This window comes from Flaviaestuariibacter flavus (assembly GCF_004337505.1).
Classification (GTDB): Bacteria; Bacteroidota; Bacteroidia; order Chitinophagales; family Chitinophagaceae; genus Flavisolibacter; species Flavisolibacter flavus.
Window position 1 is genome coordinate 251,846 of record NZ_SJZI01000050.1, and the last position, 13,983, is coordinate 265,828.

Genomic DNA, 13,983 nt, shown 5'->3' on the forward strand with positions numbered 1-13,983 from the left:
ATTGTTTCGAAAGCCTGTAAAATAAGAAAGCCCCTCACTTCGGTGAGGGGCTTTCTTCTGTTCGCGCTATCCTTAGTCTTTGTTCTTGTTCTTGTGTTTCCAGTTGCCGTTGCCATGAGGGTTTCCTTTTCCTTTCTCCCAGCCATAGTGGTTACCGTTGTCCTTTCCGTTCTTTTTCATCCGATCGTTACGGTCGTGATCGCGGTCGCGATCATGGTCGTAATCACGGTCCCGGGTTCCCTGACCATTGCGGCGGTTGACGGCATCGATGCGGCGGGCGCGCTCCCGGTTCAGGGCCTGGATACGCCGCTCGCGCTCAGCGGCGCTGATGTTCGGGTCGGCCTGCACCGCGGCCACACGCGCGTCGTAATCGCGGTTGATGGCATTGATCGCGTCCTGCTGGCTGCCGCTCGGGTACTGTCCCTGAGGGTAGCGCTCAGCGTTGGGAACACCGCCCCGCAGGATCACACCGGCGGCGCGTTCGGCATCGGACTGGGCAAAAGCGCCACCGGCAATGCCGAAGAAGAGGACGAGGGTAATTACTTTTTTCATAGTGGTTGTTTTGACACCCATAAGAGAAATATATGCCAGAGGCCGGGTGCAGGACGGAAGGTTTTGTTAAAGCAGTGTTGCCGGCTTATGCCGGTCGAACTAAGATATTGCGCGCCACCTTTTCGCTCAGCTGAAAAGCGTTCTTTTTCACAGTTACGGCACAGGATTGATCGTAAGGATGACGCTCCGTGAGTTTGATCCGCGTCCCGGGAAGCAGCTGGAGCTTACCGAGGTAATCGAGGAAGGCGTCGTCGGTTTCGGCAAAGGAAACGATGATATGCGTTTTGCCTGCCGCGGCATCGGCCAGCGGCACGCTGCGTGCCGCCTGCACCCGTCCGTAACGGTCGGGGATAGGGTCGCCATGCGGATCGTAGGGAGGGAAGCCGAGGAAGGCGTCGAGCCGGTCGGTAAGCTCGCCCGAATTGATATGCTCCAGCTCTTCGGCCAGCGAATGCACCTCGTGCCACTGGAAGCCCAGCTTCTGCACCAGGAACACTTCCCAGAGGCGGTGCCTGCGGATAATGGCCAGCGCCTGCCGCTCGCCCTCGGCCGTCAGCCGGATCGATTTGTCGGGCTGTAAAGACACCAGCCCGCGCTCGGTAAGCTTGCGCACCATTTCCAGCACCGAGGCCGGGCTGAGCTCGAGGTAGCGCGACAAGGTTATGTTGTTGACCTTGCGCACCGGCTTTTGTCCCAGCTTGAAAATGGCCTTCAGGTAGTTCTCTTCGAAGTGGTGGGTGAAGTGCGACATGGCACAAATTTAGCAGGGATACCCCGGTCTAAAAATTTGGTATCCCAAATAATGTATTTTTGGCCTTTCAAACATTTGTCATGCGGACCGTCCTCTTTCTTGCTTTACTCGCATTCTTCGGGCTTCCTTCCTGGGCCCAGGACACGATCCTGCCGGTTACGGCTGCGTCCAACCTCGACGAAGTGGTGGTGTCGGGAACGCTCAAGCCCGTACGTCGGCTGGAAAGCCCCGTGGCGGTGGAGGTCTATACCGCGCATTACTTCAAGCGCAACCCTACGCCGAGTCTTTTCGAGTCGATGCAGCAGGTGAACGGTGTCCGCCCGCAAATCAACTGTTCGGTATGCAATACCGGCGATATTCATATCAACGGTCTGGAAGGGCCTTACACCATGGTTACCATCGACGGAATGCCCATCGTCAGCAGTCTCGGTACGGTTTACGGTCTTTTCGGAATCCCGAGCCAGCTGCTCGAAAAGGTGGAAGTGATTAAAGGACCTGCTTCAGGCCTGTATGGTTCCGAAGCCATCGGGGGGCTTATTAATGTTATTACGAAAGACCCTTTGAAGGCGCCCCGTTTTTCGCTCAACGCCATGAGTACGAGCTGGCTGGAGCACAGCGTCGACGCCGGCGTGCGGCTGCGCGTGGGCAAGGCCACCGCGCTGACGGGACTGCACTATTTCTATTACGGCAATCCCGTTGACCGCAACGGCGACAACTTCACCGACGTGACGCTGCAGCACCGCGTGTCCATATTTCAAAAATGGAATTTCGTGCGTGCCAGCGGCAAGCCCTTCACAATGGCCGGCCGCTACTTCTACGAAGATCGCTGGGGAGGGGAATTAGAATGGAAACGCGGTTTCCGCGGCGGCGACAGCGTGTACGGCGAAAGCATTTACACGTCGCGCTGGGAGCTGCTCGGCCGCTACGCGTTGCCGGTGCGTGGCAACTGGAACTTCTCCTTTTCCGCAACCGGACACCGCCAGAATGCGGCCTATGGCACGACGGCCTTCCTGGCGGAGCAAAACATCCTGTTCGGGCAGCTCACCTGGAACGGCAACCTGGGTCGCAGGCACGACCTCCTGGTCGGTGCTGTGGGTCGTCATACATTTTACGATGACAATTCCACCGCCACGGTGGATACTTTGACCAGGATCAATGCACCGGAACGGGTGTTGCTGCCGGGAATTTTTGTACAGGACGAATGGACACTCAGCCCGCGGCATACCGTATTGTCGGGGCTTCGCTACGATCACCACCCGCTGCACGGTTCGATCCTGACGCCGCGCTTTGCCTGGCGCTGGAAGCTGCCTGCCGGTCAGGTGCTGCGCCTCAATGCGGGCACCGGCTTCCGGGTGGTGAGCCTGTTCACGGAGGAGCATGCTGCGCTCACCGGTGCCCGCGCTGTAGTTATCGAAGGTGAGCTGAAACCCGAAACGAGTTATAACGCCAACCTGAATTACACCCTGCCTTTCGGCCGGCCGGGCCGTGCCTTTACGCTGGATGTATCGGCCTGGTACACGCACTTCCGCAACCGCATCGTGGCCGACTACGACACCGACCCGCAAAGCATCATCTTCCGCAACCTCGATGGCCATGCGCTTTCACGCGGAGTAAGCTTTTCGCTCGAAGGCAATATCCGCAACCGCCTCCGCGCCAATATCGGCGGCACGCTGCAGGACGTAGCCACCGTATCCCGGAATCCCGATGGCAAGTCCGAAAAAAAACTGCCCGTGCTTACCGAACGCTGGAGCGGCACCTGGTCGCTCAGCTATACGCTGCCCGCGTCCGGCTGGACCTTCGATTATACCGGCAACGTCTATGGACCGATGCGGCTCCCGCTGCTTGTCATCCCCGGGGCGATCGATCCGCGCCGGCCCTACTCGCCCGTGTGGAGCGTGCAGAACCTGCAGGTGACGAAATACATTTCCCCGCGGGTGGAATTTTACGGCGGCATCAAGAATCTGCTGAACTGGACGCCGGTAAAAGGCAATCCCTTCCTCATCGCCCGCGCGCACGATCCTTTCGAGAAGCGTACTGATCCTTACGGCCTGCCTTTCGATCCGTCGTACGTATACGCACCCAACCAGGGTCGGCGCGTGTTCCTCGGGGTGCGGCTCAAATGGGAGTGAAGCAGGAAGGTTAATAAGAAAAACTCTTGTTCTCCTTCATCAATCTTTCCCTCTACCTTACTCTTCAAACAGGCAAAAAGTTCCACCCACCCATTCCTTGTCTTTGTTGTAGCGTACGCCCACCATCTTGCCTTTGCTCAGTCGCGCCAGGTTATTGGTGGCGATGGGCCGCGGCGTGCCGGGCTCCCAGAAATAGAAGATCCGGATTTCGGCCTTCGCCGGCTCGTCGGGGGTGAGGATAGCCGGCGCATAGGGCACCTTGCGCTGCAGGATCCAGTTTTCGGGGTCGCGAATTGCAGCCACTGCTTCGGGAGTGACATCGATAATAACACCTTGTCCGGCAAACGAGAAGAGCGGTTTCACCACGTAGTTTTCCAGGTCGGCGGGCAGCGTTGCCACATCGCTCAGGAATTTTGTTTTCGGCACATAGGGATGATCGATAAAGGGAAGCGTGTATTTGCTCAGGCGGTAAAACCAGTTGGGGTGCGGCACCCAGGTCACGTCGAGGTCTTCCTGGAACAGCTTGCCGACTTCCTGCACATCGGCCGGTTGCTGGTGCAGGTCGTCGAAAATGAGGCGGTTGTAGATCCGGTTGATGGGAATGCGCCGACCCGCTTTTTCATAATACAACTTTCGGCCCTCCCGGATCAGTTGGGTGAGGCAAACCGTTTCGATGCCGATAAAGGATTTGGTCGCTGCAAAGTCGATCCGCGTTTTTTGTTGTTCGGGGAAGATCTCGAGCAGCACTACGTTTTCGGGTGTCTCATCGCCGATGATCAGCTTTTTCAAAAAGGCGAGATAGGTCTCCTTGTTGAATCCGTTGAGGTAGGGGCTGAATCCTTCGGGCGCGCCAAAATGACGCCGGTGCACTTCCGGGAAAAGCACCTGGTAGGCGAAGAGGCTCGGAAAGCCCTGCATCTCGATCAGTTGCGGCTCCAGCACACCGTCGGCACCCGCACAGATACCAAAGTCGAAAGCAATGAACTGCGGATGCCCGTCTTCGTTAGGCACGCGCAGCTGCGGGGGGATGGCCGCTTCGCTTTGCCTGATATACTCAGGTTGCAACACGGCATCTACAATGCTTTCACAGGCCGAAAGCATCTTGTCGCGAAAGTCCTTCGGCACAAAGATGGGCGTCTCGGCAACGCGAAAGTCAAGCTGGCCGGGATGGGTATTGGAAAGGTCTTCGACAAAAGCCCTGTATTTCTCTTCGGTAAATGCTTCGTTGTATGCCTTGCGCAATGCCGGGATCATGATGCGTCGTTTGCCGTCAAGATAGGCAAGAATCACTTTGGCTGGTGCGAAGAGAGAAAGAACGCTGATCCCGCAGGCGGGATACGCAGATTGGTTATGATTTATTATGATTGGCTTACGCCGGTAACTATATCTGCGTAAATCATAAGGATCATAAAAAATCTGCGGCCTTTCTCTCCATCATATCGGTTGCAGGATATGCTTATGCGCCGCGATCGTAAGGAAGTTGGGGAGAATATGGTTGTAGGTCCACATGATCTTGTCGGGCGAGCTGAGGCCTTCGATCATGCTTTCCCATTTTTCCTGGCCGTGGTTGTCGATCACGTTTTGCTTCTTGTCGGGCTGTTGCAGGTACATACGCATGCCCACCGCATCGGCTTCGGGGTGAAACTGCGTGCCGATCATCCAGGGGTTGAAACGCAGCCCCATCACTGCCTGTGCATAAGGCACGTGGGGGCGGTATTTTTCGATGCAAAGCACCTGTGCGCCCATCTGCTGCAGCTGGTCGAAGTCGGGGTCGATCACCTGCCAGTCGCGGCTGTCTACAACGTAAAAGGGATCCTTCAGGCCACGGAACACCGGCTCCTGCTGGCCTTCCAGCAGCACGTGCACCGGGAAGACGCCAAAGGCCGTTGACTTGCGTTTGGTAACGCTGCCGATACCAAAGTGGCGGCAGGCAAGCTGGAAGGAATGGCAAATGAAGAAAACATGTTTTTTCTGCTCGTTGAGCGGGTTGTTGTTCCAGTCGAGCACGCTGTTGAGCCACCCGAAATAAGCTTCTTCCCACTCGGAGCCGATGCTTTCCAGCGGGGAGCCGGGACCGCCGCTGGAGATGAAGATATCATAGCTGAGGTCGGGCACCGCGTTTCGCTGGCGCACGTCGAATTCGTCCCAGCTCAGGTCGATGCCGTGGTACTCTCCCCACTGGTTGATGATCTCGCGCAGGCAGCGCATACCCTGGTTGGGCTGGCCTTCATACAGGTCTAGAATGGCGATGCGTAACATAATCCGTCCTCAATTGCAGGCGACAAACATAAGGGAAAACTCATCTTTGGCGCGTGAAAACGGCCGAGCCGCCTACATAGGTCGCCAAAACCCGGGTCGCCAGTATCTTTTTTTCCTCTACGGTCAACAAATCGCGGTCCAAAATGACGAAGTCGGCCCACTTGCCCGGCTCCAGCGAGCCCTTCTCCCGCTCCTCGAAGTTGGCGCGTGCGGCCCAAAGGGTCATGCCCCAAAGTGCCTGCCTGCGGGTAAGGGCATTCTCCATCTGGTAGCCGCCTGCCGGGTAGCCCTTTGCATCGCGGCGGGCAACAGCGGCATAGAAAGTTTTGAAGGGCGAGATGTCTTCCACCGGGAAGTCGGTGCCCAGCGGGATCCACCCGTTCTGCTCCAGCAGCTGGCGGTAGGCATACGCGCCTTTCACCCGTTCGGGGCCGAGCCGGTCGCCGGCCCAGTACATATCGGAGGTGGCATGCGTGGGTTGCACGGAAGGCACCACGCTGTATTTCCCGAACAGCGCGAAATCTTCCGGCGCTACCACCTGCGCGTGCTCGATGCGCCAGCGCAGGTCGTTCTTTCCCTTTAGGTATTTACCGTAAATATGGAGGATAGTCCGGTTGCCCGAATCGCCGATGGCATGGGTGCACATCTGCCATTTGTTCGCGTACAGCAAAGCCGCCACCGAATCGAAATGCGCGGGGTTGCTGAGGAGAAAGCCGCTCCAGCCGGGTTTGTCGCTATAGGGATGGAGCAGCGCGGCGCCGCGTGAGCCCAGCGCTCCGTCCGCATATACTTTAAAGGAGCGGACGTTGAGCGCATCCGTTTTGTAGTGCCCGCGCCGGAATGCCCATTCGAAGTTTTTCGGGGCGTCGCTCAGCATGGCATACACCCGCATCTTCAACTCGCCGTTTTTTTGCAGGGAGTCGATGAACTCAACTGCTTCGTGGTCAAGTCCGCAGTCGTCCACCGTGGTGAGCCCCATCGCAAAGCAATTCTTTTGCGCAGCCAGCAATGCCTGGCGGGCCGCGCTCCGGGTGGGCCCGGGGACGACCTCGTTCACAAGGTCAACGGCATTATCTACCAGGATGCCGGTCGGCTGTCCGTTCCGTATTTCTACCGTTCCCCCGGTGAGGCTGCGCGGCCCGTTAATGCCCGCCGCTTTGAGTGCGGCGCTGTTCACAATAGCCGCATGGCCGTCTACCCGCGTCAGGATCACCGGGTTGTCGGGAAACAGCTCGTCGAGCCGCTTCCTGTCCGGGAACTCCTTCACCGCCCAGTCGTTCTGGTCCCAGCCGCGGCCCTGGATCCAGGCGCCCTTGGCTACCCCGTTCTTACGGGCAAAGGCCTGCACCCGCTGCAACACCTCTTCCCAGCTTTTGGTATCCACTACGTTCACCCGCTGCAGGCTGAAGCCGTAATTGACGAAGTGCGCGTGGGCATCGATAAGTCCCGGGTAAATGGCGGCGCCCCTGGCATCCAGCTTCGCCCGTGCCTTGACCCTTGCCGCCAGGTCTTTGCTGTCGCCGAGGGTCAGCACCTTGCCATCTTTAATGGCCATTGCGGAAACGACGGTGAACTTTTCATCGGCCGTATAAATACGGGCATTGTACACCAGCAGGTCGGCATTTACGGTTTGGCCGGAAGCCGCCGCACCCAGGGCGGCAAGCAGGAGCGTCAGGAGATTGCGTTTCATGTTTTGCATCAGTTCCGGAACAGGGCCGGGTGTTGTTTGTGGAAGGAAGTGCGGTCCTGGAAGGCTTTCGCGGCCTGCAAGATAGCGGCTTCGTCGTATAGGTTGCCCAGCAGGGTAATGCTTTGCGGGCGGCCTTCCTTGGTGAAGCCGATGGGCAGGCAGAGCGCCGGGTTGCCGGTGAGATTGGTGATCGAAAGCTGCCTTCCGGCAAATGACGGGGTGATCACCACATCCCAGTTTTTCATGAAGTTTTGCACGGCAACACACAGTTCGCTCCTTCGGCGGTTGGCATTGATGTATTCCACCGCCGGAATAAAGCGCGCCGCCCGGAACGTGTTGGGCCAGAAATCTTTGTCCTGCCGCTCCACGAGCTCGTCGCGGTTGCTGCGGGTGAGGTCGTCGAAGGCGGCGGCCGATTCTGCGGCGAGCACCAGGCCGATCATATCGTACGGGTACACGGTCGAATCGGGAAAGTTGACCGGCACCGGCTCCACGCCGAGGGCGCGGTATTCGTCGAGCACGCGCCATTCCGGGGCATCTTTCGAAAGACGCTGGAAATAGTTGGCGGCATAGGCGATGCGGAGCTTTTTCACATCGGCCTTCGGGTCAAAGTTGAAGGCATGATCCACGGCGCCGGGATCACGGCCATCGGTGCCCTTCAGGTAATAGTAAACGATGGCGTCGTCTTCCGCGCTCCGGCAGATAGGACCCGCTTTATCGAGGCTCCAGCAAAGCACCATGGCACCGCTCCGGCTTACGGTGCCGAAGGTGGGTCGCAGTCCCGTGGCGCCGCAACGCGCCGACGGTGAAATGATGGACCCGAGTGTTTCGGTGCCGATCGTGAAAGGCAAAAGGCCCGCCACTACCGAAGCGGCCGAGCCCGCCGACGAGCCGCTGGAGCCCTGTTTGAGGTCCCAGGGATTTTTTGTTTCGCCACCAAACCATTTGTTGTTATAGGCAAGCGCGCCGAGAGAAAGCTTGGCGCAGAGTACGGCGCCGGCCTTTTTCAGCTGCCGGTATACAAATGCATCTTCGTCGAGCACCTGGTCTTTATAAGGAGTGGAGCCCCAGGTGGTCTTATATCCTTTCACGGCAAACAGGTCCTTGAGCCCGTAGGGGATTCCGTGCAGCGGCCCCCGGTAGTGTCCGGCGCGGATCTCGGCATCGGCGGCGCGGGCCTCGCGCAGCGCCAGGTCCTCCGTAAGCGTGATGACGCTTTTCAGGGTGTCGCTCCACTTTTTAAGGCGTGCGATGAAATACCGCGTCAGCTCCTCGGAGCTGATCTTCATACTCTTGATCAGCGATGCCAGCTGCGGGATGGAATAGTAAGCCAGCTCGGCGCGGTTGGCGGGTAGCTGCTGTGCCGGAAACTCCCACGGCACCGGCTTTTGCACCTGCGGGATAACGGTGCCGAAGGGAGCCGGCTGGAAGGCGAAAGGGTAGGGGATGCTGTTTGCCGGCAGCTGCTTGTGCATTGCGGAATAAGCAAGCTTGTAATCCTGCAGGCTTTCAAGCAGGGAGTCGGCTTCGGCATCGGTGAAATCCAGGTCGTACCAGGCAGCGACTTTGCGCACCTGGCTGATGGAATCGGTATGATTCTGCGCGCCCGCCAGCATCGGGCACAGCAGTGCTGCCAATAGTAATCTTCTCATGTACGGGTATGGGTTGATGAACCAAATTAGGGCTTTATTGCTATCTTTCGTATACACAAAAACCAAAGCAAGATGCAACGATTGCTTCTCCTCTTTTCGCTCGTACTTTTTGTTTATTCCTGCACCCCTACGGTCGTAGCAAGCGATGGACAGAACAGTCCTACCGTCCGCGAATATTTCAATTATGGCGACACCGGCGTTCAGACCGCCGGCATCCGGATGATCCCGATACAAACGCCCGCCGGCACCTTTAAGGTGTGGACGAAGCGCTTTGGCAACAACCCGCGCATCAAGGTGCTGCTGCTGCACGGCGGGCCTTCGGCGACGCACGAATACATGGAATGCTTCGAAAGCTTCTTCCCGAAGGAAGGCTTCGAGTTTTACGAATACGATCAGCTCGGTTCCTATTATTCCGACCAGCCCACGGACAGTTCGCTGTGGACGACTGAGCGTTTCGTGGACGAGGTGGAGCAGGTGCGCAAAGCCATCGGTGCCGACAAGAGTAATTTCTATGTCCTGGGCAACTCCTGGGGTGGCATCCTGGGAATGGAGTACGCGCTCAAATACCAGCAAAACATGAAGGGACTGATCGTGGCCAATATGGTGGCATCAATACCCGACTATGTGAAGTATGCCAATGAGGTGCTCGCCCCGCAGATGGACCCGAAAGTGCTGGCCGAGGTCCGCGCCATTGAAGCGAAGCAGGACTTCGATAATCCACGCTACGAGCAGTTGCTGTTTCCCAACTTTTATGCACAGCATATATGCCGCCTCGATCCGATGCCGGAGCCGGTGATGCGCTCGTTCAAGCATATGAACAAGACGGTTTACACCATGATGCAGGGCCCGTCGGAATTCGGGGCTTCGGGGCGCCTTGCCAACTGGGACCGCAAGGCGGATCTGAAAAACATTACCGTACCTACGCTTATGGTTGGCGCAAAGTACGATACCATGGATCCGGCGGTTATGGAAGCACAGAGCAAAATGGTTAAGAACGGATCCTACTTATACTGCCCCAACGGCAGCCATATGTCGATGTGGGACGACCAGAAAGTGTTTATGAACGGCGTGATCGATTGGATCCGGAAGGTAGACGAGGAAGGCAGATAGCGTCAGGCCGGGAGGCCGACGTGCTGTGCGATAGCGGCCAGGATGCCCTGCATCAGGGCATTAGGCCGCGGCTCACCCAGGAAGGCGATGGTGCCGGCGGGTGTTGAAAGTATCTTGTAGCTTGGGAGTGCCTCCTCGATATCCTCATCCAGCATCGAGAGGCTGTACTCCGTCATCAGCGGCGTGCTCCGCTCGGCAACAAGCGCCGAGTATTCGTAGCCGTGGTAGGTGAATTGGATGGTGAAGATGCGGGCCATAAAAAAAGGAAGGACGGGTATTTGTACCGTTCCTTCCTTAAATATACAACAATAAAAATATATAAGCAGTGTAATTAGTGCAACCTAATAACCTGCTAATGCTAATTACCTAAATCCCATGCAGGAACTGGCTCCGAATGTAGTCGGCCACCTGCACCATGTTTTTTTCACGCTCGTATACTTCAAGCTGGCGGTCGGCGCCGGTGCCGCGCTCCAGTATCTGGTGCACATAGGCCAGGCGGTGCCGTGAGCCCAGTTCGTCCACCACATCGTCCACGAAGTCGAGCAGCTCGTACAGCAGCGCGCGGGTGCTGGTCTCTTCCTGCTTGCCGAAGTCGATCAGGTAACCGTCAATGCCATAGCGGGAGGCCCGCCACTTGTTTTCGTTGATCAGTGCCCGGGAGTACTGGATGAAGTTCATGTTCTGCGAGCGGAGCTTGTAGATCTTGGCACAGATGGCCTGGAACAGCGCCGCGATGCAGATCGTTTCGTCTACCGTCAGCGGCACATCGCAAATTCGGAACTCCACCGTGTTGAAGAAGGGGTGCACGCGGAGGTCCCACCAGATCTTCTTCGCATTGTCGATGCAATTGGTCTTCATCAGGATCTTGACGTAGTTGTCGTACGCCTCGATGCTTTCAAAGGCCTCCGGGATGCCGGTGCGCGGAAACTTGTCGAACACCTTTGTACGGAAAGATTTGTAGCCGGTCTTGCGGCCTTCCCAGAAAGGCGAATTGGTGCTGAGCGCATAGATATGCGGCAGGAAGTAGCGGGTGCTGTTGGCAATGTGGTTGGCCATCTCACGGGTTTCCATGCCTACGTGCACGTGCAGCCCGAAAATGAGGTTGGAGCGGGCCGCCTCCTGCAGCTCGTTCACGATCTCGTTGTAGCGGACGTGGTCGGTGATCAGCTGGCTTTCCCAGTGGCTGAAGGGGTGGGTGCCGGCGGCGCCCATGGAGTAGCCCAGGCCCTGGGCAATGTCGTGAATCGTGCGGCGGAGCGCCGATATGTCGTTCCAGGCTTCGTCGATGTCGGCGCAGATGTCGGTACCGACTTCCACCACGGCCTGGTGCATTTCGGCCTTCACTTTGTCCTTGATCATCTTCTGCCCCTCGTGCACGATCTTCTGCTCGTGGCTTTTCAACTCACGCGAGGCGGGGTCGAGGACCATATATTCCTCTTCTACGCCCAGCGTAAAGGATTTAAAATTCAGGTGCGCCATGGATGCGGGTTTGTTTATGGTCAGTCTTTCAGTTGTGTCGGGCAACATAGTTACATCAGCTTTTGTCCGGCGGCGCTACGCTTGATGAATTCGCCCCAGGTGAGGTTGTCTTGCCCGTCCTTCTGCGCCTGCGCGCGCTCGATGGCGTAGTTGGCGGCATTCTCCACAACCCAGGCAAAGTTTTCTTCGCCCACCGAAGCCCGGTCGGCATCCGGCGCGGGATTGCAGAAATCGATGGCATAAGGAACGCCGTCACGGATGGCGAGCTCCACGGTGTTGAAATCGTAACCGAGGTAGTTATTGATGCGCAGTACGATGTCTTCCATCTGCTTCAGCCGTTCCGGCGTCGGGTTGAAATCGTGCTGGTAGCGGAGGTGGTGCGGGTTGCGCGGCTCGTAGCCCATGATCTTTACATACTTCCGGCCGATGCAATAGCAGCGGTAGTATTCGGTAAACACGATCTCTTCCTGCAGCAGCATCACGAGTTGCTCGGTTTCGGCATGTTTCTGGAAAAAGTCGTCGATGCTGTCGAGGCGGTATACGTTCTTCCAGCCGCCGCCTTCAAAAGGCTTCATATAGGCGGGGAAGCCGGTGTAGTTAAAAATTCCTTCCCAGTCCATCGGGTAGGCCAGGTTGGAAAACGATTCGTCGGATGTGTCGTTCGGCTTCTCGTAGGAGGGGAGGATCGCCGTCTTGGGCACCGGCACCCCGATCTGGGTCATGAGGCAGTTGTTGAAATACTTTTCATCGGCGCTCCACCAGAATGGGTTGTTGATAACAGCGGTTCCGCGCAGGGCGGCGTTCTTCAGCCAGGTGCGGTAAAAGGGCACATCCTGCGAGATGCGGTCGATGATCACCGCGTAGCCGGAAGGCTCGCCCTGTATGGCCTTATCGATGCGCACGGGTTCTGCCGTAATGCCGTCGATGTTCAGGCTGTTGATCCGTTCAATGATTGCGTTGGGAAAAGAGCGTTCCTTGCCGTGGAGAATTCCGATTTTTTTCATGTTGTATGGTTGTGCGTTCCTTGATGCCTTAAAGTACGACGAAATATTTTCCGGCAAAATTTTTTGGAAAGTCCGCGCCGGGTGCAGCATACAGCCCGTCGTGCTATATTTGACGCCATGCTGTTGAATGAGTTGTCCTGCCTGGTGGTTGAACGCACGTTGCTGTATTCCATCCACCTGCGCCGGTACGTGACCGTTGATTTTTACCTTCCCAAAAATATCGCCGATCCTGCGTCGCTTTCGCTGCTGCTGATCAACGACGGGCAGGACCTGGTGAAGATGCCTTTTGATACACTGCTCAACACGATGCTGGATGAAGGACGCCTGCAGCCGGTACTTTGCGTAGGCATTCACTGCGGCCCCAACCGGAAAATGGAGTACGGCACGGCGCGGGTGCTTGACTTCAAAGGCCGCGGGGCGAAGGCGGCGGCCCATGAGCGCTTTGTCACCGAGCGCCTGTTGCCGCATCTTCAGTCAGCTTATTGCATACCCTCTTTCCGCCAGATGGCTTATGCCGGCTTTTCGCTCGGTGGCCTCAGCGCGATCGACATAGTCTGGAATCACCCGGAGCTGTTCCGGCTTGCCGGTGTTTTTTCCGGCTCGCTCTGGTGGCGCAGCAAGGACCTCGAGGACGGCTACGTGGAAGATACCGACCGCATCATGCACGCGCAGGTACGCGCCGGAAAGCTGCACAAAGGCCAGCGCTTTTATTTCACTACGGGCTCACTCGACGAGACCTCCGACCGCAACCACAACGGCATCATCGACTCCATTGACGATACGCTTTCTCTGATCGATGAATTAAAGGACAAGGGCTATACGGACGAGGATATCTGCTATGTCAACTACGAGGACGGCAAGCACGATGTGGATACCTGGGGACGGGCCTTTCCGCACTTCCTGGAGTGGGCCTTCGGAAAGGATGCCTGATGGATGATTTGCCCGGGCATTTGGCGGCTTTTCGTCCGGTATACCTGGAGTTTTTCTCGCAGAGGACGCCGAGCGTTTCGCAGAGGGCACGGAGGCTTTACCTACGCTTACAGTTTTTGGGAGACAGTCTTATCGGTAGGGCAATGTCCTATAATTCAGGTCAGAGAGTTGCGGGAGCTTTGCCTGCCTGCGGCAGGCCTCAAACAATTAAAGAATCAACAGGGGAATCTGTATCGCCTAGTTGTGTCTTTACCCAAAGAGCATATCGGGTGCCCTTGGTGCCCGGCCCCGCTTAGCGCCTTCTGCAACCATGTCTTGTAAGACTGATCGCACTTCCAAAAGCAGCAGTGTAACCGCACCCAAGTTCACCTCCCTGAAAATATCCTTCGCGTTAAAAAATACCGCCGTCAGGCAAATCAGACATCAG

The 13,983-nt window shown here is 57.1% G+C and carries 12 protein-coding genes; 3 read left to right on the forward strand and 9 right to left on the reverse strand.

The window, feature by feature from the left end:
* Positions 1–72 precede the first annotated feature (72 nt).
* Both EPD60_RS15165 and EPD60_RS15170 read right to left on the reverse strand, forming a co-directional pair.
* Entirely contained in the window at positions 73–552 is a 480-nt protein-coding gene (locus tag EPD60_RS15165; protein ID WP_131450362.1) for a hypothetical protein, read from the reverse strand.
* An 85-nt stretch (positions 553–637) separates the two neighbouring features.
* A complete protein-coding gene (locus tag EPD60_RS15170) occupies positions 638–1,303 on the reverse strand; it encodes a metal-dependent transcriptional regulator (protein WP_131450363.1) in 666 nt (221 codons plus the stop codon).
* Positions 1,304–1,383: 80 nt separating this feature from the next.
* On the opposite strand from EPD60_RS15170, the gene EPD60_RS15175 reads away from it, so the two are divergent.
* Positions 1,384–3,432: a TonB-dependent receptor plug domain-containing protein gene (locus EPD60_RS15175; RefSeq protein ID WP_131450364.1), complete on the forward strand. Its 2,049-nt coding sequence runs from the start codon at positions 1,384–1,386 to the stop codon at positions 3,430–3,432.
* A 57-nt stretch (positions 3,433–3,489) separates the two neighbouring features.
* Here the strand turns inward: EPD60_RS15175 and EPD60_RS15180 are convergent, their stop codons facing one another.
* The 4 genes from EPD60_RS15180 to EPD60_RS15195 all read right to left on the reverse strand — a co-directional run bounded on the left by EPD60_RS15180 (position 3,490) and on the right by EPD60_RS15195 (position 9,033).
* A complete protein-coding gene (locus EPD60_RS15180; protein ID WP_131450365.1) occupies positions 3,490–4,686 on the reverse strand; it encodes an ATP-grasp domain-containing protein in 1,197 nt (398 codons plus the stop codon).
* Positions 4,687–4,866: 180 nt separating this feature from the next.
* Positions 4,867–5,691 carry a type 1 glutamine amidotransferase gene (locus EPD60_RS15185; protein ID WP_131450366.1) on the reverse strand — a complete coding sequence of 275 codons (825 nt, stop codon included), beginning with the start codon at positions 5,689–5,691 and terminating at the stop codon, positions 4,867–4,869.
* 40 nt (positions 5,692–5,731) lie between these two features.
* Positions 5,732–7,381: an amidohydrolase gene (locus EPD60_RS15190; RefSeq protein WP_131450367.1), complete on the reverse strand. Its 1,650-nt coding sequence runs from the start codon at positions 7,379–7,381 to the stop codon at positions 5,732–5,734.
* Between the two features lie 8 nt (positions 7,382–7,389).
* Positions 7,390–9,033 (reverse strand): amidase, encoded by a 1,644-nt coding sequence (locus tag EPD60_RS15195; protein ID WP_207896696.1) that lies wholly within the window; start codon positions 9,031–9,033, stop codon positions 7,390–7,392.
* A 72-nt stretch (positions 9,034–9,105) separates the two neighbouring features.
* On the opposite strand from EPD60_RS15195, the gene EPD60_RS15200 reads away from it, so the two are divergent.
* Positions 9,106–10,143 (forward strand): proline iminopeptidase-family hydrolase, encoded by a 1,038-nt coding sequence (locus EPD60_RS15200; protein ID WP_131450368.1) that lies wholly within the window; start codon positions 9,106–9,108, stop codon positions 10,141–10,143.
* Positions 10,144–10,145: 2 nt separating this feature from the next.
* Here EPD60_RS15200 and EPD60_RS15205 read toward each other — a convergent pair whose 3' ends face one another.
* The 3 genes from EPD60_RS15205 to EPD60_RS15215 form a co-directional block, all read right to left on the reverse strand.
* A complete protein-coding gene (locus tag EPD60_RS15205) occupies positions 10,146–10,400 on the reverse strand; it encodes a hypothetical protein (RefSeq protein ID WP_131450369.1) in 255 nt (84 codons plus the stop codon).
* A 109-nt stretch (positions 10,401–10,509) separates the two neighbouring features.
* Positions 10,510–11,622 (reverse strand): carboxylate-amine ligase, encoded by a 1,113-nt coding sequence (locus tag EPD60_RS15210; RefSeq protein WP_131450370.1) that lies wholly within the window; start codon positions 11,620–11,622, stop codon positions 10,510–10,512.
* A gap of 50 nt (positions 11,623–11,672) precedes the next feature.
* Entirely contained in the window at positions 11,673–12,626 is a 954-nt protein-coding gene (locus tag EPD60_RS15215; protein WP_131450371.1) for an ATP-grasp domain-containing protein, read from the reverse strand.
* 63 nt (positions 12,627–12,689) lie between these two features.
* Here EPD60_RS15215 and EPD60_RS15220 point away from each other — a divergent pair, with 63 nt between their 5' ends.
* Positions 12,690–13,556, forward strand: a complete 867-nt coding sequence (locus tag EPD60_RS15220; protein WP_243647849.1) for an alpha/beta hydrolase — start codon at positions 12,690–12,692, stop codon at positions 13,554–13,556.
* Positions 13,557–13,983: the final 427 nt, after the last annotated feature.

What these genes read in the sequence shown, in the direction of transcription:
- EPD60_RS15165 (WP_131450362.1), bottom strand. Translation starts at nt 552, where the DNA reads ATGAAAAAAGTAATTACCCTCGTCCTCTTCTTCGGCATTGCCGGTGGC.
- EPD60_RS15170 (WP_131450363.1), bottom strand. Translation starts at nt 1,303, where the DNA reads ATGTCGCACTTCACCCACCACTTCGAAGAGAACTACCTGAAGGCCATT.
- EPD60_RS15175 (WP_131450364.1), top strand. Translation starts at nt 1,384, where the DNA reads ATGCGGACCGTCCTCTTTCTTGCTTTACTCGCATTCTTCGGGCTTCCT.
- EPD60_RS15180 (WP_131450365.1), bottom strand. Translation starts at nt 4,686, where the DNA reads ATGATCCCGGCATTGCGCAAGGCATACAACGAAGCATTTACCGAAGAG.
- EPD60_RS15185 (WP_131450366.1), bottom strand. Translation starts at nt 5,691, where the DNA reads ATGTTACGCATCGCCATTCTAGACCTGTATGAAGGCCAGCCCAACCAG.
- EPD60_RS15190 (WP_131450367.1), bottom strand. Translation starts at nt 7,381, where the DNA reads ATGAAACGCAATCTCCTGACGCTCCTGCTTGCCGCCCTGGGTGCGGCG.
- EPD60_RS15195 (WP_207896696.1), bottom strand. Translation starts at nt 9,033, where the DNA reads ATGAGAAGATTACTATTGGCAGCACTGCTGTGCCCGATGCTGGCGGGC.
- EPD60_RS15200 (WP_131450368.1), top strand. Translation starts at nt 9,106, where the DNA reads ATGCAACGATTGCTTCTCCTCTTTTCGCTCGTACTTTTTGTTTATTCC.
- EPD60_RS15205 (WP_131450369.1), bottom strand. Translation starts at nt 10,400, where the DNA reads ATGGCCCGCATCTTCACCATCCAATTCACCTACCACGGCTACGAATAC.
- EPD60_RS15210 (WP_131450370.1), bottom strand. Translation starts at nt 11,622, where the DNA reads ATGGCGCACCTGAATTTTAAATCCTTTACGCTGGGCGTAGAAGAGGAA.
- EPD60_RS15215 (WP_131450371.1), bottom strand. Translation starts at nt 12,626, where the DNA reads ATGAAAAAAATCGGAATTCTCCACGGCAAGGAACGCTCTTTTCCCAAC.